At 39.8% G+C, this 21153-nt stretch carries 19 protein-coding genes and 1 pseudogene; 12 read left to right on the top strand and 8 right to left on the bottom strand.

From position 1 onward, the window contains the following. Positions 1-79 precede the first annotated feature (79 nt). The 3 genes from mutS (at position 80) to ACFOU2_RS01675 (ending at position 5830) form a co-directional block, all read left to right on the top strand. On the top strand, positions 80-2740 hold the full coding sequence (gene mutS / locus ACFOU2_RS01685) for a DNA mismatch repair protein MutS (protein ID WP_377911645.1): 2661 nt from the start codon (positions 80-82) through the stop codon (positions 2738-2740). A 267-nt stretch (positions 2741-3007) separates the two neighbouring features. Then, on the top strand, positions 3008-4912 hold the full coding sequence (gene mutL / locus ACFOU2_RS01680) for a DNA mismatch repair endonuclease MutL (protein WP_377911643.1): 1905 nt from the start codon (positions 3008-3010) through the stop codon (positions 4910-4912). A gap of 537 nt (positions 4913-5449) precedes the next feature. Then, positions 5450-5830 carry an N-acetylmuramoyl-L-alanine amidase gene (locus ACFOU2_RS01675; RefSeq protein WP_377911641.1) on the top strand — a complete coding sequence of 127 codons (381 nt, stop codon included), beginning with the start codon at positions 5450-5452 and terminating at the stop codon, positions 5828-5830. Between the two features lie 193 nt (positions 5831-6023). Here the strand turns inward: ACFOU2_RS01675 and ACFOU2_RS01670 are convergent, their stop codons facing one another. Together ACFOU2_RS01670 and gdhA are read right to left on the bottom strand one after the other, a co-directional pair. Next, positions 6024-6179, bottom strand: coding sequence for a hypothetical protein (locus ACFOU2_RS01670; RefSeq protein WP_377911639.1), 156 nt, complete (start codon positions 6177-6179; stop codon positions 6024-6026). Between the two features lie 539 nt (positions 6180-6718). Further along, on the bottom strand, positions 6719-8068 hold the full coding sequence (gene gdhA, locus ACFOU2_RS01665; RefSeq protein ID WP_377911719.1) for an NADP-specific glutamate dehydrogenase: 1350 nt from the start codon (positions 8066-8068) through the stop codon (positions 6719-6721). 724 nt (positions 8069-8792) lie between these two features. Between gdhA and miaA the strand changes: the two genes are divergently transcribed. The 3 genes from miaA (at position 8793) to spoVK (ending at position 11302) form a co-directional block, all read left to right on the top strand. Next, complete coding sequence (miaA, locus tag ACFOU2_RS01660; RefSeq protein ID WP_377911637.1) at positions 8793-9740, top strand: tRNA (adenosine(37)-N6)-dimethylallyltransferase MiaA; 948 nt, start codon at positions 8793-8795, stop codon at positions 9738-9740. Between the two features lie 30 nt (positions 9741-9770). Continuing rightward, a complete protein-coding gene (gene hfq, locus ACFOU2_RS01655; RefSeq protein WP_377911635.1) occupies positions 9771-9995 on the top strand; it encodes an RNA chaperone Hfq in 225 nt (74 codons plus the stop codon). A 344-nt stretch (positions 9996-10339) separates the two neighbouring features. Beyond that, entirely contained in the window at positions 10340-11302 is a 963-nt protein-coding gene (spoVK, locus tag ACFOU2_RS01650; RefSeq protein ID WP_377911717.1) for a stage V sporulation protein K, read from the top strand. Between the two features lie 125 nt (positions 11303-11427). On the opposite strand, the gene ACFOU2_RS01645 is transcribed toward spoVK, so the two are convergent. Continuing rightward, the gene (locus tag ACFOU2_RS01645; RefSeq protein WP_377911633.1) at positions 11428-12051 is read right to left on the bottom strand and encodes a trimeric intracellular cation channel family protein; all 624 of its coding nucleotides are present in this window, start codon (positions 12049-12051) and stop codon (positions 11428-11430) included. A 182-nt stretch (positions 12052-12233) separates the two neighbouring features. Between ACFOU2_RS01645 and hflX the strand changes: the two genes are divergently transcribed. The 4 genes from hflX to glnA all read left to right on the top strand — a co-directional run bounded on the left by hflX (position 12234) and on the right by glnA (position 16698). Further along, on the top strand, positions 12234-13496 hold the full coding sequence (gene hflX, locus ACFOU2_RS01640) for a GTPase HflX (RefSeq protein ID WP_377911631.1): 1263 nt from the start codon (positions 12234-12236) through the stop codon (positions 13494-13496). A 13-nt stretch (positions 13497-13509) separates the two neighbouring features. Further along, positions 13510-14778 carry a methionine gamma-lyase family protein gene (locus tag ACFOU2_RS01635; RefSeq protein ID WP_377911629.1) on the top strand — a complete coding sequence of 423 codons (1269 nt, stop codon included), beginning with the start codon at positions 13510-13512 and terminating at the stop codon, positions 14776-14778. 113 nt (positions 14779-14891) lie between these two features. Then, positions 14892-15293 (top strand): MerR family transcriptional regulator, encoded by a 402-nt coding sequence (locus ACFOU2_RS01630; protein ID WP_377911627.1) that lies wholly within the window; start codon positions 14892-14894, stop codon positions 15291-15293. Between the two features lie 70 nt (positions 15294-15363). Next, the gene (glnA, locus tag ACFOU2_RS01625; protein WP_377911625.1) at positions 15364-16698 is read left to right on the top strand and encodes a type I glutamate--ammonia ligase; all 1335 of its coding nucleotides are present in this window, start codon (positions 15364-15366) and stop codon (positions 16696-16698) included. A gap of 685 nt (positions 16699-17383) precedes the next feature. On the opposite strand, the gene ACFOU2_RS01620 is transcribed toward glnA, so the two are convergent. After that, positions 17384-18175 (bottom strand): hypothetical protein, encoded by a 792-nt coding sequence (locus tag ACFOU2_RS01620; RefSeq protein ID WP_377911623.1) that lies wholly within the window; start codon positions 18173-18175, stop codon positions 17384-17386. Positions 18176-18848: 673 nt separating this feature from the next. Here ACFOU2_RS01620 and ACFOU2_RS01615 point away from each other — a divergent pair. Further along, on the top strand, positions 18849-19076 hold the full coding sequence (locus tag ACFOU2_RS01615) for a hypothetical protein (protein ID WP_377911621.1): 228 nt from the start codon (positions 18849-18851) through the stop codon (positions 19074-19076). Positions 19077-19192: 116 nt separating this feature from the next. On the opposite strand, the pseudogene ACFOU2_RS01610 reads toward ACFOU2_RS01615, so the two are convergent. Beyond that, a pseudogene (locus ACFOU2_RS01610) lies at positions 19193-19351 on the bottom strand (LysE family transporter); the annotation flags it as partial. A 129-nt stretch (positions 19352-19480) separates the two neighbouring features. After that, on the bottom strand, positions 19481-19636 hold the full coding sequence (locus tag ACFOU2_RS01605; RefSeq protein WP_377911619.1) for a hypothetical protein: 156 nt from the start codon (positions 19634-19636) through the stop codon (positions 19481-19483). A gap of 374 nt (positions 19637-20010) precedes the next feature. Between ACFOU2_RS01605 and ACFOU2_RS01600 the strand changes: the two genes are divergently transcribed. Continuing rightward, the gene (locus ACFOU2_RS01600) at positions 20011-20226 is read left to right on the top strand and encodes a hypothetical protein (RefSeq protein WP_377911617.1); all 216 of its coding nucleotides are present in this window, start codon (positions 20011-20013) and stop codon (positions 20224-20226) included. A 50-nt stretch (positions 20227-20276) separates the two neighbouring features. Here the strand turns inward: ACFOU2_RS01600 and ACFOU2_RS01595 are convergent, their stop codons facing one another. Beyond that, entirely contained in the window at positions 20277-20411 is a 135-nt protein-coding gene (locus ACFOU2_RS01595) for a biofilm-forming protein (RefSeq protein WP_377911615.1), read from the bottom strand. Between the two features lie 298 nt (positions 20412-20709). Then, the gene (locus ACFOU2_RS01590) at positions 20710-20973 is read right to left on the bottom strand and encodes a hypothetical protein (RefSeq protein ID WP_377911613.1); all 264 of its coding nucleotides are present in this window, start codon (positions 20971-20973) and stop codon (positions 20710-20712) included. Positions 20974-21153 lie beyond the last annotated feature (180 nt).

Below are 21153 nucleotides of genomic sequence, written 5' to 3'. Positions count from 1 at the left end.
AAGAGTATGTTATAATACATATACAACCATTCCATTCTTTAATGAATGAAATTTAAGATAGATAGCATGGAGGATTCACATGGCAACATATACGCCGATGATACAACAATATTTAACGATAAAGGCAGATTATGAAGATGCCTTTTTATTTTTTCGCCTGGGCGATTTTTATGAAATGTTTTTTGAAGACGCCGTGAAAGCGTCTCAAGAGCTGGAAATCACATTAACAAGCCGTGATGGAGGCGGAAGTGAGCGTATTCCGATGTGCGGTGTCCCGTATCATTCTGCGACAAATTATATTGACCGTTTAATTGAAAGAGGATATAAAGTCGCTATATGCGAGCAAGTAGAAGATCCCAAAAGTGCGAAAGGTGTCGTCAAGCGTGAAGTAGTTCAAGTCATTTCACCTGGAACCCTGATGGAGCAGGCTGGGCTTGAAGAGAAGGAAAATAACTATATTTGTTCTGTCACACAATTTGAAGACAGCACGTACGGTTTAGCGTTTTCTGATTTATCAACGGGTGAAAACAGTGTCACCATCATTTCGGGAAGCTGGGACGAAGTCATTGCTGAAATTTATGTGCAAGAAGCAAAAGAGATTGTCGTAGATTCGGACTTTTCAGCCGAGCATCTGCAAAAACTGCAGGAACGAAAAGCAATAACCATTTCTTTTGAATCACAAACTTCTAGCCTTGAAAACTTTGAATCTTTAATCGGAAATATTCAACAGGAAAAATTAGTCCAAACTTTCTCTCGTCTCATTCACTATTTAGTACGCACTCAAAAGCGCTCATTAGATCATTTGCAGCCGGTGCAATTTTATCAAATTAACGAGTTCATGAAGATTGATTTATTTTCAAAACGAAACTTGGAGTTAACGGAAACAATTCGGACCAAAGGAAAAAAGGGTTCCTTATTATGGCTGTTGGACCAAACGGTTACGGCGATGGGCGGACGTTTGTTAAAGCAGTGGGTTGACCGTCCGTTATTAAATCCACAACATATTGAAAACCGTTTGAATATGGTAGAAACGCTTATGAATCAATTTTTTGAGCGTGAAGAACTGCGTGAGTTATTAAAAGAAGTGTATGATTTGGAGCGTTTGGCAGGACGCGTAGCTTTTGGAAATGTCAATGCACGTGATTTGATCCAATTGAAAAAATCACTTCAAAAAGTGCCGGGCATTCAAGAAGTGGTTTCCCGTTTGGATCATCCTTATGCGCATGAACTGGCGGGCAAAATAGATCGGTGCGAGGAACTTGAAACCTTATTGGAAAATGGATTAAAAGATAACCCTCCTCTTTCCGTTAAAGAGGGAGATATCATTAAAGATGGTTATCATCATCAGCTTGATCAATACCGGGATGCAAGTAAACACGGAAAGTCATGGATTGCCGCTCTTGAACAGCGTGAACGTGAAAAGACGGGAATTAAGTCATTGAAAATTGGATATAATCGTGTGTTTGGTTATTATATCGAGGTAACGAAAGCGAATCTTGCCTTATTGCCGGAAGGGATGTATGAGCGCAAGCAAACGTTAGCTAATGCAGAACGTTTTGTTACTCCGGAATTAAAAGAAAAAGAAGCGCTCATATTGGAAGCGGAAGAAAAAATTGTTCAATTGGAATATGATTTGTTTTTGCATCTTCGCGAAGAAGTTAAAGCATTCATTCCGAGACTGCAGGCATTAGCGAAAATCGTAAGCGAACTTGATGTTCTTCAATGTTTTGCAAAAATTAGTGAAGAACGCCACTACCGGAAACCTTCGTTTTCTGAAGATGGAAAAATCGTCATTCAAAACGGGCGCCACCCGGTTGTGGAAAAAGTGATGAACTCACAAGAATATGTCCCGAATGATTGTTATATGGACAATGACCGTTCCATTTTATTAATTACGGGCCCGAACATGTCGGGGAAAAGTACGTACATGCGCCAAGTGGCCTTAACGGCTGTCTTAGCGCAAATCGGTTGTTTTGTTCCTGCGGATGAAGCAGTCATGCCGATTTTTGATCAAATTTTCACACGTATCGGGGCAGCGGATGATTTAGTTTCAGGACAAAGTACGTTTATGGTTGAGATGTTGGAAACGAAAAATGCGGTGACAAAGGCCACTCAATCGAGTTTAATTTTACTTGATGAAATTGGGCGCGGGACGTCTACCTATGATGGGATGGCATTAGCACAGGCCATTATCGAATATGTACACGAACATATTGGCTGTAAAACCTTATTCTCGACTCACTATCATGAGTTGACTGTACTGGAAGAAGAATTGTCCAGCGTGAAAAATGTCCATGTAAGTGCCGTGGAGAAAAACGGGAAAGTTGTGTTCCTTCATAAAATTAAAGAAGGCGCAGCTGATAAAAGTTACGGTATTCATGTGGCAGAATTAGCAGAACTGCCGGCCCCTCTTATCGAGCGTGCACGTGTTATCTTGGACAAGCTTGAACAGCAAGGGGAAGAACCGGTTCATGATCTTGATATCCCATTGCAGCGAGAAGAATCACAGCCTGAAACAGCCGCTGCTTCTCAGCTAATCCCTCAGCAGGTAACACAAGAAAATCAGCTTTCATTTTTTGATTTTCATGAACAAAAAACCACTCAAACTGTTGAGCCGGCTCTTTCAAAGCGTGAAAAAACGATTTTGCACCAGCTGAAAGACCTTGACATATTAGAGATGACGCCGCTTGAGGCGTTAAATAAGATGTATGAACTTCAAAAGCAATTAAAGAAAAAATAAAAGAAGGTAATCCAAAAGGGGAAAATCTCTCCTTTTATGTCAACCCCGCGGATTGAATCATCAAGTTAAATGGCATAAAACCAACGGATTTCGTTGATGATTCAATCCGAATAAAAACATGCAGTTATCTTTGTAACTGTACCGAAACATTTTGTGGGGAAAGCCTAAAAAAGAAAAGCTATAACCTATCTTTTAGACTGGAACATGATTGAAACAAGAAGATGATGACGCAGACTTATAAGAATTGGGGAAACGGAGGTGGAACCGATGGCGAGAATCATTCAGTTATCGGATGATTTATCGAATAAGATTGCAGCGGGAGAGGTGGTTGAACGACCGGCTTCTGTTGTAAAAGAATTGCTGGAAAACGCTATTGATGCGAATAGTACTGTTGTTGAAATTGAATTGGAAGAAGCGGGGCTCTCAAGGATTCGCATTGTCGATAATGGAGATGGAATCGAAAATGATGATTGTTTGACCGCATTTAAGAGGCACGCAACAAGTAAAATCAAGACGGAAAATGATTTATTCCGAATTCGGACACTTGGATTTCGGGGAGAGGCATTACCGAGTATCGCCTCCGTTTCTGAACTGGAGTTAAAGACCAGTACAGGAGAAGGTCCGGGGACGCACTTAAAGCTAAAAGGCGGAGAAGTAGTACTGCATGAGCTGACATCAAGCCGAAAAGGAACAGATATTACTGTAAGCCACCTTTTTTACAATACGCCTGCTCGCTTAAAGTATATGAAAACAATCAATACGGAACTCGGGAATGTGACCGATGTGGTCAACCGTATTGCGATGGCCCATCCGGAAGTGTCGATAAGGCTGACCCATCAAGGAAGACAATTGCTTTATACAAATGGCAGCGGTGATGTTCGTCAAGTCATCGCGTCCATTTATGGAATGAGCATAGCGAAAAAAATGGTACCGGTTCGAATCGATTCACTCGATTATGAAATGGAAGGATATGCCGCCCTGCCGGAGATTACAAGGGCATCCAGAAACTATATGTCTACGATCATCAACGGCCGATATGTCAAAAACTACCCGTTACTAAAAGCCATTCAGCAAGGCTATCATACGCTGCTTCCGATTGGCCGTTATCCGATTGTCTTTCTATCCATTAAGATGGATCCGCTATTGGTCGATGTCAACGTCCATCCTTCCAAGTTGGAAGTCCGTTTAAGCAAGGAAGCGGAGTTATTTTCTCTCGTTGAGGAAAATATTCGGGGGGCGTTTAAACGCCAGCAGCTCATCCCGGAAGTCACTCCGAAAAAGAAAATGGTTCCCATAAAGGAAGAGCAGCAGCAGTTTATGTTTGAACATGAAGCAAAACGGAAAGACGTAAAGGTGAGCATGCCGGTTTCCGGACCTTCTTTTATATCCCAGCCGATAAAAGAGACGGTCAAAGAACACGTTTACAAAGAGAAGCAATTGCCGCAGACGGCATTTAATGAAAACCCAATTTTTGATAAACCAATACAAGAGACTTCTTCTTCCTTTACTGCAGACGATTTGTCATTCGGGGAAGAGATGGTGGAGGAAATAAGGGCGACAGAAACCAGTGAAACAAAGGTACAAGAAAGCAGAGTCCCTCCTATGTACCCGATTGGACAAATGCATGGGACGTATATATTGGCCCAAAACGAAAAAGGGCTGTATATTATTGATCAGCATGCTGCCCAGGAACGAATCAAGTATGAGTACTTTCGTGATAAATTGGCCAATGTAGAAGCGGAAGTACAGGAACTTCTTATGCCGATTACATTAGAGTATTCAGCCAATGAGGCGATGATTATCGAGGAACATAAACAAGATCTGGCTGCAGTCGGCGTCTTTTTGGAGCCGTTTGGTCACAATAGTTACATTGTTCGTTCCCATCCGCAATGGTTTCCAAAAGGAGAAGAAAAGGAAATCATAGAAGAGATGATCCAGCAGGTGCTAACGGTGAGAAAGGTGAACATCCTGAAATTGCGGGAAGAGGCAGCTATTATGATGAGCTGTAAGGGATCGATTAAAGCAAACCATCATTTGCGTGAGGATGAAATATTCACTTTGCTTGAAACGCTGCGGAATTCAAGCGATCCTTTTACATGTCCTCACGGAAGACCAATCATCATCCATTATTCTACCTATGAAATGGAGAAGATGTTCAAGCGCGTGATGTAAACAAAAACCGACAGAAACCTTATTCTTATAAGGGTTTTGTCGGTTTTGTTTATGTTTTGGCCACATTCGTGTGAACCCTGGAGTTTGAAGGCTTGTGAAAAGCTTTTAATAGATTCACGTTGCCTATTTTCTGTCGCATGACTATATTTATTCAAAGTCAATGATACGTTGCTGTATTAAGCAGCGGGGGAATTTTTGGCCTGATCACGCTCATTGCTCAACAATTCTTTAAATAGGGGGAACTAAAAGTTAAAAAAGATATCTTCACACTTCTTGGACGGCTTCTTAACAGCCGTCCTTTTATTTTTAGGTACCATTGGTTGGTTTACATAAGAGAGCGTTGACGCGTTTGTTTTTATGATTGCTGCGTTTGCAGCCTTAGTAAGTAATCTTTATGCCGTATGGAAAAACATTCTTGTTTCTAAGAGAACTAAGGCTCAAAAAGAGATATTAAAAGAAAAAGGGCTGTTTTAACGTGTTAAAGGTCCATAACGATTGTTTAAATATTCATAATATGGTACTAAGGAGGGACAAGATATGAAAAAAGTCATGTTAGATGCAGGTCATGGAGGTAGTGATTCGGGAGCGGTAGGAAATGGATTGGAAGAGAAGGATTTAACCTCAAGGATTGCTCAATATGCTAAAACATATCTCCTCAACTATTATGAAGTACAAATCGGTATGACAAGAGAAGATGATCGATTTATTAAATTACAGGAACGTGCTAATATAGCGAAACGGTTTAATGCTGATTTATTTGTGTCTATCCATATTAATGCCGGTGGAGGCACAGGCTTTGAAACCTTTATCTATAGTCAACCGAGTCAAGCTACTATTGCTTTTCAAAATATATTACATTCGAGAATCCTTCAAGCTATGAGAGCATACGGTCAAACAGCAGACCGGGGGAAAAAGTAATGATTTTACTCTCTTTTGTTTCTGTTATGATAGAAAAGCAATTTCTTAACAACTTCTATTGATGCTCTATTTCTAGGCATTATTGGAGTGTCAATTCTATGTAATTTCAACTTTATAACCAATAGTCATCTTTGATAAGTTTAAGGGAAAATAATAGCCGTACCCCTTAATATCAGGGTCGGCTAGTTGAAGGTTAGGATTTATTGGCGGTTATGTCGTGATATGGCATTATAAGCTTTTCCACCTTTTCGTAGCTCAATGTCCCAATTTCTTTCAATAAACTTGGGATCGCTTCCTCAGGATAGCCGTAATCACGAAGCAATTGCTCCATCTTCCTTGCATTGTCCATTACGCACACCTCCGTTATATACTGTTCCCTATTTTGAAAAAAATTCGGGTTAGCATTTTAACCACATTGTGTTAACGAAAATCAACAACAAACTTTAACATAGCAAAAAAGCATCACCGCTTGTTGGAGTAATGGCCTGTTATCTCAATAACAACTCAATTAGATTAGAGATAAAGGAAACGTAAGGGGATCTCATATGGATGAACCTTATAAAATGAGAAAAAATGGATGCTTACCGTCATCTGGAGGCTTTTGAGTCAGCCCCTTTTAATTTTGCTATGGAGTCAAGAATGGTTGAATGAAACATAATGAATGTTACATTTTCCACGTGATATGTAGGTGACACGCCCGTGTGCACCGAATAACACGTCCGCACATGGAAGACACGTTGACATGCTTTCTATGACACGTCCACAGGTAGGCGCACATGCAAGACACATGTGGGACACACAGAATACACATGGAGAGCGAAAAACTGTCTTTTTCCGGTTAAGGCAAGTTTTCAACGGAATCTTCCAGTTCAATTTGCAAATTCTTTATTAAATGATTCCTTGCATCACCATTGCATCGGCAACTTTAATAAATCCAGCGATATTGGCACCTACCATTAGGTTTCCTGGATAGCCGTACTCTTCTGCGGCTTTCATACTGTTTTGATAAATGTTTATCATGATTTCATGCAATTTTACATCGACTTCTTCGGATGTCCAAGACAGTCTCATGCTGTTTTGTGCCATTTCTAACGCAGAAACGGCTACGCCACCCGCATTGGCAGCTTTTGCAGGACCGAAGAGAATATTATTACTCAGGAATGCATTAATTGCTTCAGGTTTCGATGGCATGTTTGCACCTTCGCCAACTGCTTTTACACCATTTGCAATCAAGATTTGTGCTGATACATCATTGATTTCGTTTTGGGTAGCACATGGCAGAGCAATATCACAAGGGATAGACCAGATTCCGATGCACCCTTCATAGTATTCTGCATGCGGATGTTCTTTCACATATTCGCTTATTCTTTTTCTTTCGACTTCTTTGAGTCTTTTTACCGTTTCAAGATTGATACCATTCGGATCATAAATATAACCATTAGAATCGCTGCATGCCGCAACTTTCGCACCTAATTGGGTCGCTTTTTCGATGGCGTAGATGGCAACGTTGCCAGAACCTGATACAACGACTGTGCTTCCTGCAAAGCTAAGTCCCTTGTCTTTCAACATTTCCTCTACAAAGTAGACTGTACCATATCCTGTAGCCTCTGTTCTGTTCAAACTTCCGCCGTATTCAAGTCCTTTTCCTGTTAATACTCCAGCTTCATAGCCCCCGTGAATTCTTTTGTATTGTCCGAACATGAACCCAATTTCTCTTGCGCCAACTCCAATATCACCAGCGGGTATGTCAATATCAGGTCCAATGTATTTACAGAGTTCCGTCATAAAGCTTTGGGTGAATCTCATGATTTCTCCGTCGGATTTTCCCTTAGGATCAAAATCGGCTCCTCCTTTGCCTCCCCCTATCGGTTGGCCGGTTAGAGAATTCTTAAAGATTTGTTCAAAACCCAAAAATTTGATAATACTGGCGTTCACGGAAGGATGGAATCTTATGCCGCCCTTATAAGGTCCGATACTACTGTTAAACTGTACTCGGAATCCGCGGTTCACTCTTACCTTTCCTTGATCATCTACCCAGGGAACTCTAAATGTAATGATTCTTTCCGGCTCCGAAATTCTTTCAAGTATGCCATTGTCCATGTATTTAGGATGCTTTGTAAATACCGGTACAAGAGAATCAAAAATTTCTTTAACGGCCTGATGAAACTCGCTTTCATTAGGATTACGCTTTTTTACCGCTTCATATACTTCATTTACATAATCTTTTGCAACTTGCATCGGATCCTGTTTCGCTTCCTGTAAAGTAGCTTGGCGACATTTTTTGCCGCCTTTTTTATTTTCTGCCATATAATCATTACCTCCTCATTAAAGGTAATAACACTATATGTTTGAGACAAAAGGCTTGACTGAATAAAAAGACTAATCTCCTACCATTTTCCGCCTTTTTGGTATTTGTTTTTTTTTCCCTTAGCGAAATATGGTTCTGCTGATACTGCTGGGTGCGGTAACGGTGGAGGCATGGGGGGTGTTTCTCTTTGATTCCCTTCCTTGTCCCAATATCTGTTCTTGATAGTCCTCCCATGGAAGAACAATAAGTCTTTGGGCATCTTCGTTTATAATGAATGATCTGTTTAAATTTCTCTAGAGGTTGCATAATTGAAAAGCTGATTAAAGGAGTAATAATATATCTTATAGAATGTGAATCTGAACAAAGGAAGACATGTATTGATTAGTTGTTTTGGTAGCCAAAAGTGATTGACCACCAAAACGGCCATATTTTTTTGAAAACCACTGAAAATATGCGATAATGAAAAATGTTAAATACCATACATGCCCACTAATATATTAAAATGTGTTTTTTTGAATAAATGTGGGTATTGGTAATTGAACGCGTGATGTAAGTTCATCGTTAACCGTGAAAAACACGGTTAACGATGAATAAGTTTTGAAAAGATGGGCATGATAGGATGATGGAAACAAATAATGAAGGTAGTGTTGCATTTTGGGAGAGAAACAGAAACTGGTTGTGTTAATTGGCCCTACGGCTGTCGGGAAAACGAAATTAAGCATTATGCTGGCAAAGGCGTTGAATGCAGAAATCATTTCAGGAGACTCCATGCAAATCTATCGGGGAATGGATATTGGTACAGCTAAAATTACGAAAGAAGAAATGGAGGGTGTGCCTCACCATTTGATTGATATCAAAGATCCTGAAGAATCGTTCTCGGCAGCAGAGTTCCAACAGCTTGTTCGTGAGAAAATCAAAGAGATTTCAGCACGAGGGCGGATGCCGATGATTGTGGGCGGAACCGGCCTTTACATTCAGTCTGTCATTTATGATTATGAATTTAACGAGATAGAAAGTCGTTCACATATTCGCGAACGATTGGAAAAAGAGGCGGAAGAACAAGGGATAGACATCCTGTACAACCGATTAAAGGAAATCGATCCTGTTAGTGCCGAAAAGATACATATCAATAATAAACGCCGCGTCATTCGGGCGCTTGAAGTATATGAAATAACCGGAAAGCCGTTTAGCGAGCATATCGCAGCACAGGAACAGGTTCTTTTATACGATGTCGCATTGGTGGGATTGACGATGGATCGTGACAAGTTGTATGCGCGCATTAATGAGCGGGTCGATATCATGATGGAGAAAGGGCTATTAGAAGAGGTCACCAGATTATATGAAGCCGGGATTAGAGATACACAGTCTATCCAGGCAATTGGGTATAAAGAAATATATGAATTTTTGGAGAATCGTCTTACACTAGAAGAAGCAATCGAGCAATTAAAACAAAATTCGAGACGATATGCGAAGCGTCAGCTAACATGGTTTCGCAATAAAATGCCTGTTCAATGGTTTGACTTAACGGATAGTACGTTAAGTGAAAAGTTCGATGAAATTTTTACATATATTGCAGGAAAGCTTCAACAAGAAGCGAATTAGTACTTTATAGAGAAAAGAGGAGGCCGACCGATGAAACAATCGATCAACATTCAAGACCAATTTTTAAATCAATGTCGTAAGGAAAATGTCTATGCAACAGTATTCTTACTTAACGGTTTTCAGTTAAGAGGATTAATTAAAGGGTTTGACAACTTTACGGTTTTATTAGAATCTGAAGGTAAGCAACAGTTAATTTATAAACATGCTATTTCGACATTTGTTCCAACGAAGAACGTCACAGTTGAATTAGAGTAGCAGGAAAAAGGGTGTCTTGAAACATAAGGACACCCTTTTCCAGCTGGCTCTACGGTTAAACGGAAATATTGATTAGATGATTATGGTAAGGAGTTATCCTGCACATTCGGGATAACTCTTTTTTCTTTTTGGATGATTGGCAAAAAACTATGTTGATTTTTTACAGCTTTCGAATGAACATTCTTATACATATACATGAATCACCTTATCATACAATATAAAGATAACCAATCTATGTACCGGCTATGAGTGAAGGTTTCTTTATTCATAACGGAGAGCTCGACAGATGATCAACTTTCACCTAACACATATAAGGTTAGTAGGAGAATGAGAGGTGAATGCTTTTGGAACGGCCAATCACTCTTAAAAACAACGGGCAAATAAATATTGTCTTAAATAATGAAACAAAAAAAGAGAAGAAGATATCGCCCGCCCCAGTTTCCACTAAATTAAAAAAAGAAGAGCCGATTCAACATGCCGCATTGGAAGAAATTGAAAAAGAAATGGGTACATTGATTGGCTTGGAAGAGATGAAAAAAACAATCCGAGAAATCTATGCGTGGCTGTATGTCAATAAAAAACGGGAAGAAGAAGGATTGAAAGCAGGAAAGCAAGTGCTGCACATGATGTTTAAAGGAAATCCGGGCACGGGAAAAACAACGGTGGCGAGACTGCTTGGAAAACTATTCTATAACATGAACGTGTTGTCGAAGGGGCATTTGATTGAGGCAGAGCGCGCAGATTTAGTAGGGGAATACATCGGGCATACTGCCCAAAAGACAAGAGACCTTGTCAAAAAGGCATTAGGGGGGATCTTGTTTATCGATGAAGCTTACTCGCTCGCAAGGGGGGGAGAAAAGGATTTTGGCAAAGAGGCAATTGATACACTTGTGAAGCATATGGAAGATAAAGGAAATGAATTCGTGCTGATTTTAGCTGGATATTCAAGAGAAATGAACCATTTCTTATCCTTAAATCCAGGATTGCAGTCTCGTTTCCCTCTTGTCATTGAGTTCCCGGATTATACAGTGAATCAACTGATGGAGATTGCCGGACTGATGTTAAAGGAAAGGGAGTATATACTTTCAAAAGAAGCGGAGTGGAAGCTGCGCGATCATCTAACGATGGTAAAAAGCCATACGTCTTCAGCTTTTAGTAATGGCCGCTATATACGCAATATCATCGAAAAAGCCATTCGGGCTCAGGCAATGCGTTTACTGGTTGGTGAGACATACAGGAGAGACGACTTAATGACGATCAAAAGCGTTGATTTACTTTTACATGATCCTTCAGTGAGGACGAGGTGAAAAAAAGTGAGCGAAAGGCATCGGAAAAATGCGCCTTTCACTCACCCTTTTCATTGAGAAAAGATAAAGTGAAACCGTGCCGGTCTATCCGTTCTGTTATCCCATTCAACCGGGGAAGTTTCATTTTATAAAGAATGATTTTGCTTGTGTACATGAAGTGATTTGATCGGCAAGTTCCAATTGTACGTATAAGAGCATACACGCAAGAGGGTGATGATGAAAAATAGAGCGTAAAGTTCAAGCGGAGAATTCGCAATACGAAGTCCTACTGCCATCCCGGCGATAATGGCCCATACCGCATAAATCTCTTCTTTTAACACGGCTGGTTTTCGGCCAGCCAGCAAGTCACGAATTATTCCTCCGCCGCTTCCTGTCAGGACAGCCGCTACAATAGCAGCACTTAAAGGGAGCTCCATTTCAGCGGCAAACAGTGCCCCTTGAATGGCAAAAGCGGATAATCCAATGGCGTCAAAGAAATTTCCCCATCTTTTCCAATGCCTTAATAAGTTATTTGGAAACAAAAAGACGGCCGTCATCGATAAAATGGCAATTTGAAATAACATTTCCTGTTCCCAAAGGGCTGATACGGGTACGCCAATTAATAAATTACGAATGGCTCCCCCGCCGAATGCTGTTACAATTCCCAATATATACACGCCTAAAATATCGTATTCTTCTTCCATTGCGACAATGGCCCCGCTGACAGCGAAAGCAATCGTTCCGATAATGCTCAAAACTTCCCATGTCATGTCTCCATCCCCCTTATGTTGAATGATAGATATAAACCATCTCAAATTTTAAATTCATCATGCCCGAATTTCAATGCTTTTTTGAAAAAAGCCTGTCATATCTACCATTTGTGGAGAATTCAGTTTGTTTTTGGTATGATAGGAATAGTTTATAACTTTTATAGTAAAGGAAGGATATTTGTTTGGTCATTGAACTGAGAAATGAAAAAGAAACAGCCATTTTAGTAGGGTGCCAATTAAATCAATTGGATGATTTTCGTTTTAACTATTCGATGGATGAACTGGCGTCTTTGACGGAAACCGCCCAAGCGGAAGTACTTGTCAGGACATCGCAAAAGCGTGACCGTGTTCATCCTTCTACATATATCGGAAAAGGAAAAGTTGAAGAGCTGGTTCAGTTAGAAGAAGAACTTGAACCTGATTTAATCATTTTTAATGATGAATTATCGCCCAGTCAGATTCGAAACTTATCGGAGAAGCTGCAGGCACGGATTATCGATCGCACACAGCTAATTTTGGACATTTTCGCCCAGCGTGCTCAAACACGGGAAGGGAAACTGCAAGTGGAGTTAGCCCAGCTGGAGTATTTGCTGCCGCGATTAGTAGGACAAGGAACGTCTCTTTCTCGCCTTGGAGGCGGTATCGGAACAAGAGGGCCTGGTGAAACGAAGCTGGAAAGTGACCGTCGTCATATTCGCCGCCGCATTGATGAAATTAAGAATCAATTAGAAACGATCGTGCATCATCGAGAACGCTATCGTGAGCGCCGCAAGCGCAATCATACCTTCCAAATCGCAATCGTAGGATATACGAACGCCGGAAAATCCACGTTGTTCAATCGTTTGACCGCGGCTGGCATTTATGAGGAAAACCAGTTATTTGCCACATTGGATCCGACGACAAGAAAGTATGTGCTGCCATGCGGTTACAATGTCCTGTTAACAGACACGGTCGGTTTTATTCAGGATTTGCCTACGACGCTTGTGGCCGCATTCCGTTCCACGTTGGAGGAAGTAAAAGAAGCTGATTTTATCTTGCATGTGGTCGATTCAGGAAATCCTGATTACTTTAATCATCAAAAAACGGTTCAACGTCTGTTGGAGGAGCTTGAGGTATCCGGAACCCCGATGCTGACGGTTTATAACAAACAGGATATTCAGCATCCTGACTTTGTGCCAACGACAAATCAATCGCTTGCCATGAGTGCATTGAGGCCAGAAGATTTAAGAAAGCTGGGGATGACGCTTGAACATTATATGAAACAGCAAATGGAACATTATGATGTGATGCTGCCAGCCCATGAAGGGAAATTGCTGGCGACATTAAAGGCGGAAACCATCATCGATTTTATCCGGTTCAGTGAAGAACGAAACGTATACGCGTGTCAAGGGCATGTACACCGCGATCATCCTGTCTTTTCACAACTAAGAGAGTATCATAAGTAAAAGGAGTTAAAGCATGTTCGAACAATTAAAAAACGGCGAAGTCATTGCGGCTTTAGCGAAAGAAGTACAAGCACAAATAAAAGAAGTACATGAAAAAATTGATGAAGTAATTGACATTAATCAATTTCGCGTGTTAAAAAGTTTTCAACAAAACAAAGTGAGTGATTCCCATTTCATCCCGTCCACCGGATACGGGTATGACGACATGGGACGTGACACTCTTGAAAGGGTGTACGCGGATGTATTTGGAGCCGAAAGCTGTCTTGTCCGCCCGCAAATTATATCAGGTACCCATGCGATTGGAATTGCGCTCTTTGGTGTGCTGCGTCCGGGAGATGAGCTTCTTTATATGACGGGAAAGCCGTATGACACGTTAGAAGAAATCGTCGGAATTCGCGGTTCAGGCGTAGGGTCACTTCGTGAGTTCAATATCGGTTATCGAGCTGTTGACTTAACAAAAGAAGGGCGAGTGGATTACGAAGCAGTGCGTAATGCCATTCATGAAAACACAAAAATGATTGGGATTCAGCGCTCGAAAGGGTACGGTGTTCGTCCTTCCTATACGGTGGAAGAAATTAAAGAAATGATTGAATTTGTCAAATCGATCAAGCCGGACGTCGTCGTATTTGTAGATAACTGTTACGGAGAGTTTGTCGAAACCATGGAGCCGACACATGTTGGAGCGGATTTGATGGCCGGATCACTTATTAAAAATCCGGGAGGCGGATTGGCTAAAATCGGAGGATATATAGCCGGGAAAAAAGAATGGGTGGAAGCTTGTTCCTATCGTATGACGACGCCGGGTATTGGAGCGGAAGCGGGGGCTACTCTTTATAGCTTACAGGAAATGTACCAAGGATTCTTCTTGGCTCCCCATGTGGTCGGACAAGCGTTAAAGGGAGCTGTCTTTACTTCAGCCATGCTTGAAAAAATCGGTTTAAACTCAGAACCGAAATGGAATGATAAACGTACCGACTTAATTCAATCGGTCCGGTTTGATGATCGTGATAAGATGGTGACGTTTTGCCAGGCGATTCAGTACGCTTCGCCGATCAACTCCCATGTTACAGCATATCCGAACTACATGCCTGGATATGAAGACGATGTGATCATGGCAGCGGGTACGTTCATTCAAGGAGCAAGTCTTGAATTGACAGCAGATGGTCCAATTCGTCCTCCTTATGTTGCCTATATCCAGGGAGGTTTGACATATGCCCATGTTAAAGTAGCCATTTGTTCAGCGATCGATCGTTTAATTGAACACAAGTTAATTCAGTTGTAAGAAAGTCTTCTTGCTGAATCATAAAAAAATGATGTAATAAAATATAACGTTTTATTGACAGAAAATCTAACATGACATAAAATAAAAATAAGTTAGACGAAGGAGGAACTGAGATGGGTGACAATATTAGACGTAATATGCCGCTGTTTCCAATCAGTATTGTCATGCAATTAACAGAGTTATCCGCTCGTCAGATTCGCTATTATGAAGAAAATGGACTGATTGCTCCGGCAAGAACGGAAGGGAATCGACGTTTATTTTCTTTCAATGATATAGATAAACTACTAGAAATTAAACTTCTCATTGAACAAGGTGTAAATCTGGCAGGAATCAGGCAGATTTTCCAGGTGAAAGAAGCGGAAGGGAAGCTTGAGCCGAACGAGCCTATTAAAGAAACGAGCAAAGAACTTTCTGATGAAGAACTTCGGAAACTTCTTCGTGCCGAATTGATGCAGGCAGGCCGCTTTAACCGTGCTGCTTTAAATCAAGGAGACATCTCCAGATTTTTTCATTAAGGTATTTGTATACTTCAATAGGGGGTATACTTATAAATATAGTTTGAGTGAATAAGGGGAGGATAAAACGATGTCAAAGTACACAAAAGACGATATTGTAAGAATAGTTCAAGAGGAGAATGTAAAATACATTCGACTTCAATTCACTGATATTTTAGGTACGATCAAAAACGTAGAAATCCCAGTCAGCCAATTAGAGAAAGCACTTGATAACAAAATGATGTTTGATGGTTCTTCCATTGAAGGTTTTGTACGTATTGAAGAGTCTGATATGTACTTGTTCCCAGATCTTGATACATTCGTTATTTTCCCTTGGACTTCCGAAAAAGGTAAAGTAGCCCGCTTTATTTGTGATATTTATAATGCAGATGGCACACCATTTGAAGGAGATCCGCGCAACAACTTAAAACGTATGTTAAAAGAGATGGAAGCGCTAGGTTTCACTGACTTCAACTTAGGGCCAGAACCAGAGTTCTTCTTGTTCAAGTTGGATGAAAAAGGCGAACCAACATTAGAACTAAACGATAAAGGCGGTTACTTTGATTTAGCTCCAACAGACTTAGGTGAAAACTGCCGCCGCGATATCGTATTAGAACTCGAAGAAATGGGCTTTGAAATCGAAGCTTCCCACCATGAAGTAGCACCAGGCCAACATGAAATCGACTTTAAATATGCGAATGCTTTAAAAGCTTGCGATGATATCCAAACTTTTAAATTAGTCGTTAAAACTATTGCACGTAAGCACGGTTTACATGCTACATTCATGCCAAAACCATTGTTCGGTGTAAACGGTTCTGGTATGCACTGCAACTTGTCTTTATTCACAGACGGCGTGAATGCATTCTACGATACAAAAAGCGATTTAGAATTAAGTGATACAGCTAAGCACTTTATCGCAGGTATTTTAAAACATGCACCAAGTTTTACAGCTGTAACAAATCCGACAGTGAACTCGTACAAACGCTTAGTACCAGGTTACGAAGCTCCTTGTTATGTAGCATGGTCTGCACGTAACCGCAGCCCGTTAATCCGTATCCCGGCTTCTCGCGGCTTAAGTACACGCGTTGAGGTGCGCAGCGTAGATCCGGCAGCTAATCCATACTTAGCATTAGCTGCATTGTTAGCAGCTGGTCTTGACGGAATCAAAAACAAATTAGCAGCTCCAAAACCGGTTGACCGTAACATTTATGTGATGTCTAAGGCAGAGCGCGAAGCAGCTGGTATCGTTGATTTACCTGCAACTTTAGCGGCAGCATTGGATAACTTGAAATCAGATGAGGTTATCATTTCTGCATTGGGTCAACATATCTTTGAACACTTTGTAGAAGCGAAAGAAATCGAGTGGGATATGTTCCGTACACAAGTCCATCCTTGGGAACGCGAACAATATATGTCCATGTATTAATAAAGCAAGAAACCTTGGTACGACTGCATTCGCAGTCATATCAAGGTTTCTTTTTTTATGCTTAATTTTCAGTTGAAAGCTACCGTTGACCACATTTTGGAGTGTTAAAAGCCTATCGACAGCAGTGGGAATTGGGGGTTCCTATTGGAGGAAACTACTGCCGGGACAGGTTAACGCTCCTATTTATAGAATTCGCAAAAGGATTAGATTTTACTACCTCATTACAGAATGGAAGGTAGATTCTATTGGTCATATTTTTTGCACCAAAAGAGACCAGAAAGGGTAATCCTTTCTAGTCTCCGCTCTCTACAAGGGGTGTAAAGATATATAACCGACATTTACATAATACTCCTTTTTATTCATTTTTAAAAATATGTTGCTTAAGAAAATTGATTAAGTTTATAATGGGGTCCACTCTTTGCCGAAAGGAAAATGGACATGCAGCTAATTCTATCTACAAGGGAAATCTTTATGGGACAGGAGTATGGGGGGGCAAAGGTTCCGTTTAATTGAAAGGAGATTCATTTATGAAAGGGCAGGTATTCTTTTACAATTAATTCGTATTTCAGCTGTGTTATAGAAGCATATTCAACAACATATATCCTGGATCAGTACCGGGATTTTCTAAGATTCATGAGCTGTTAGAAAAACTTTTTCATGAACGAGTCCGATAAATAATGAAATATTAGTCGTAAAAGACACGACTGTTCAATGCTTTGTATATCTGGTCAGCTGTAATATCTGGAACTGGCGGCCAAGAATCAGGACTAGGAAACATAAGATTAGTAGGTGTTCTATTGTGATTTCTATCCGTTGTACTAAATGGCTCTGGATCCGCTGTCCTATTAAAACGATTGGTGATAAACATAAAATGGCCCAATTCGTGCGCAAGAAGATAATCACTTGTACTTGCATTTGTCATAATAATAATTGGGAAAGAGTTATAAGTTATGGCAACAGTGGATGAATAATCAGAATTAATTGGTCCAAATCTATTTCCATTCATATAAAATACGTATACATCAGCGTTTGGACAAACTGCTCGTCCAGTTCTAAGCATGGCTTGTACCATTGTCATATGACTATTTTCTCTGGTCGGGAAATTTTCTGCATTGCTAACTATTCCACTGATATTTTCTAGGTAAACAAATGAACGTACTACATTGAATCTGACACCTTGGACAAGTCTCCCATTTTCACGTCTTTGCCATATCCTATTGGCAGCAGCTATTTCTCTCCTTACACGATTGGGAATCGTGGTCTGAGTATCCGTAGGATTTCTGTCAACTTGAGCCCCTGGCAAAACGATTATACAAACATCTAAAGTGCCTGTAGCAACGGTTCGGTGGTTATCGTCTGCTAAGTCAAACTCTTTATAAGGGCATTTCTTATTTTTCTTGTGAGGATAGGATTTGTCCAAATAATACTTACCATCTCTATGATTGTAATAAATACAATAATTTTTTATTTTAATCATCCTTTCTTTATTTTCTATATATGTTATTCGTTAATAGAAAAAGTGATTGTGTGCTTGTCAAAAAATATGATAGATAAAAAAATAGCAATCAAAGGGCGCTAATCATAGCCAGTAAAACAGGAGGATTTTAAATCTTTTTAGAGGAGACCGGGGAAGAGTTAGCGTAATCTTTGGTATGCAAGGACCGAGAGGAGTACATCATAAGTTGCATCTGCATTCATGGGAATTTCTTCTTATTTTTACCTTTCTCTTTTTTCTTGATAATACATAATATGAAAGGTTGTCCGATTCTGTTCTAAATGTCAGTTAATGAACGTCCGATAATCCCTATTATGTTGCATTATCGCAACATATTGGAGGCGTTTGCATGCTGGATATGGTTGCTTTACTCAGTGGAAGAAATACTTTGGAAGCATTTGGCTCTAGGAGTGGCAAAGGTAATTAAGAACTAACATCATGATTCTTCTGAGTTTTATGACTAACGGGGGGAGTTCAAGAGTGGGGGTTGCTGCGGCAGCTCCTTTGCTTGTTCAACGAACGGGTGGCGTTACTTTAATAGTGATGCTGCCTTTTCGATTTGAGAATCTAGGCAGGTTGGTTGAAAAAATGAATAAACAACAATATAAAGTTCATTCTATACATATTAAAAGAATAATAAAAAGGAGAGTACATCGTGAAGCCATATGAAATAAAACACATGATTATTGATGACGGGTTTCAAGGCGAAGAATCGGTCACAGTTGATTTTACTCACAATAATAAAGATTATAGCATTACGTTTAAAAAAGCAGACCTTGAAATAATTAATACCTGGTTTTTTGAGGATGATACATCCATTCCGGCAAATTTATCAGACAATATTATTGAATCAATAAGAGAAGATGTTACAAAGAGGATCTAGCCGCATGTACTAGATCTTTTTTATTCTGGCAACAAAATCAGACCCTTAAATTTAGGAAACTCAAGGGTCTTACCTTTATAAAAACAATTTAATTATGAGCCTTTTCTAGAGCTAGTGCTTTCTGCGTTCATTTCGGCGGTCGCTGCTTCTTCCTTTTTCCTCAATGACCATAGTGTCTTAACGCCTAGATAAATTAAGTAGACAGCACCAACGTATTTGAAGACAGAAAATAATAAAGCTGATTTCACAATAATCGCTGAAAGCCCTAATACAGCGGTGGAAGATATGTCCATGTATTAATATAGATAACCCCCTTGACACTGCCTGGTGTTAAGGGGGGATTTATTTGGAAACAAAGTGACAAGGGAAAGCCCATGATTAAAGCTGTCGCTTTTTAGCAGCGGCTAGAGCCGGTCATCCTCATACAAATCATAGTACTCACCCTGTTTTTCTTTATCACTTCTTGTGAAAGGAACAAGCTCAACATCTAACTCTTCTTCTAATGCTCTAACCTTTTCCCGCTGCTTGTCATTTAAGTCCGCAATCAATCTTCTTGTCATTACATACACCTCCAGCTGTTAGTTTTTGTTATTCTATTTGAATTTATAAAAGTACGATTAGAAAATTTGAATGAGGATATCCGAATACAGGAACAACTGCACAATCAATTGGAAGCAATATACAGTTTAGATGTTTTAATAAGTAGTTGAAATTGCATGGAGGTGCAGCAAAATTTGGATTAGAATGTATGCTAACGTTACAGTAAAAGACGGGTTTTATTTAAACTAAGATCGCTATAAAGTGCCTCTTTGCTTTTTATTCAGAACAATTAAAATAGGCTCATTAATAAGTGTATATAACTGTGTCCATTCCCCATTTATCCCATATAAATGTTAGTGAGTAAACATTTTATGGAACCAAGGGGGACTTTAAAGTGAAGGTGAAAATGGAGGATGTTATCCATTCTTATCAACAAAGGTTAAATGACAGGGAACGAACAGTGCAGCCATATAGAGAAAGATACAACAAGGACTCTTATAGTTTAAATGAAAAAGAATATACGGAGTTTAAAGTGTTAGAAACTGAAATCGATATATACAAAAAGTTTATTGATTATCTTGAATATGTAATTAATAAAAAGCAAAAATAAAAGAGACTCAAGAGGTCTCTTTTATTTTTGTTTTTTATAAGCGGGCTCTGTTAAAGAGCAGTGTCGCTTTTCTGGTTCTTCTTTGTTCCATGATTCTTAGGATTATCTACTTTGAAAGCAGTCTCGGTTTCATGGTCATTTTTCAATTGTTCAACACTTGAATTTTGAATCCCTTTTTTTGTCATGTTTTCACCGCCTTATCTAAGGAAATAGGTGTAGTAATATCATTCCTTAGTTATTCTGTCTAATACTTTGGATGTAATTCATAAAAATAAATGAAAATTGGTGAAGGGTACGAACTGGGCATGAGGAAACACAAAGGTAGGTTAAGTTTCACGACCAAATGATAAATTCACATAAAAGGGATCGGATTATAAGGAACTCGCAGGAGATAGATCGTTTAGGTGCTGAAAAGATTAGGAGGTGGGAGTTTATACAATTTTGCGCGATTTAATTGTATTACAAAACGAATCTATTCATTCATTATGTCAAATTCAAAATGGTAGTTTTAAAGATGCTAGAATTAAAACATAAGGACCAATGGAAGAATTCACCTAATCTTGTCGTACCTTTTAAAGAGTGGTACCCTCCACAGGCTCTGGCCGGCATGGCATTCGGTCCGCTATCGCCAACGGAATACTCGGTAGCCCGCACGTTTAAGGTAGTGAGTTCCTGCGTTGTACCGTCCGGCAGGACAATGGAAGCCGGGTTTATCGTAAGGCCTAATAAACGTGGACGTACTCCCATATTCATCCACTCCTTTAAAATAAAAAAATCGAACAATTTATTTGTATTATCATCGATTGCATTTTAAAACTTGGATGTTTAACGAATTCGTTTAAAACAAAAAAATTCCACTGCTGTGGAATCATCATTCAAAAATTCGTTTACCTAACCGATTCAAAGTTTCCGAGTCACGAACTTATG

This window comes from Bacillus songklensis (assembly GCF_042649685.1).
Classification (GTDB): domain Bacteria; phylum Bacillota; class Bacilli; order Bacillales; family Bacillaceae_H; genus Bacillus_BA; species Bacillus_BA songklensis.
Note: the sequence above shows the minus strand (reverse complement) of the source record. Positions and strands in the feature narration are given on the sequence as shown.

Bases quoted from the DNA above. Each gene is read 5' to 3' on its own strand.
- ACFOU2_RS01595 (WP_377911615.1), bottom strand. From the start codon at position 20,411: ATGACAAAAAAAGGGATTCAAAATTCAAGTGTTGAACAATTGAAAAAT.
- ACFOU2_RS01590 (WP_377911613.1), bottom strand. From the start codon at position 20,973: ATGGGAGTACGTCCACGTTTATTAGGCCTTACGATAAACCCGGCTTCC.
- ACFOU2_RS01675 (WP_377911641.1), top strand. From the start codon at position 5,450: ATGAAAAAAGTCATGTTAGATGCAGGTCATGGAGGTAGTGATTCGGGA.
- ACFOU2_RS01630 (WP_377911627.1), top strand. From the start codon at position 14,892: ATGGGTGACAATATTAGACGTAATATGCCGCTGTTTCCAATCAGTATT.
- ACFOU2_RS01670 (WP_377911639.1), bottom strand. From the start codon at position 6,179: ATGGACAATGCAAGGAAGATGGAGCAATTGCTTCGTGATTACGGCTAT.
- ACFOU2_RS01645 (WP_377911633.1), bottom strand. From the start codon at position 12,051: ATGACATGGGAAGTTTTGAGCATTATCGGAACGATTGCTTTCGCTGTC.
- gdhA (WP_377911719.1), bottom strand. From the start codon at position 8,068: ATGCAAGTTGCAAAAGATTATGTAAATGAAGTATATGAAGCGGTAAAA.
- glnA (WP_377911625.1), top strand. From the start codon at position 15,364: ATGTCAAAGTACACAAAAGACGATATTGTAAGAATAGTTCAAGAGGAG.
- ACFOU2_RS01620 (WP_377911623.1), bottom strand. From the start codon at position 18,175: ATGATTAAAATAAAAAATTATTGTATTTATTACAATCATAGAGATGGT.
- mutS (WP_377911645.1), top strand. From the start codon at position 80: ATGGCAACATATACGCCGATGATACAACAATATTTAACGATAAAGGCA.
- mutL (WP_377911643.1), top strand. From the start codon at position 3,008: ATGGCGAGAATCATTCAGTTATCGGATGATTTATCGAATAAGATTGCA.
- ACFOU2_RS01605 (WP_377911619.1), bottom strand. From the start codon at position 19,636: ATGACAAGAAGATTGATTGCGGACTTAAATGACAAGCAGCGGGAAAAG.
- ACFOU2_RS01635 (WP_377911629.1), top strand. From the start codon at position 13,510: ATGTTCGAACAATTAAAAAACGGCGAAGTCATTGCGGCTTTAGCGAAA.
- hfq (WP_377911635.1), top strand. From the start codon at position 9,771: ATGAAACAATCGATCAACATTCAAGACCAATTTTTAAATCAATGTCGT.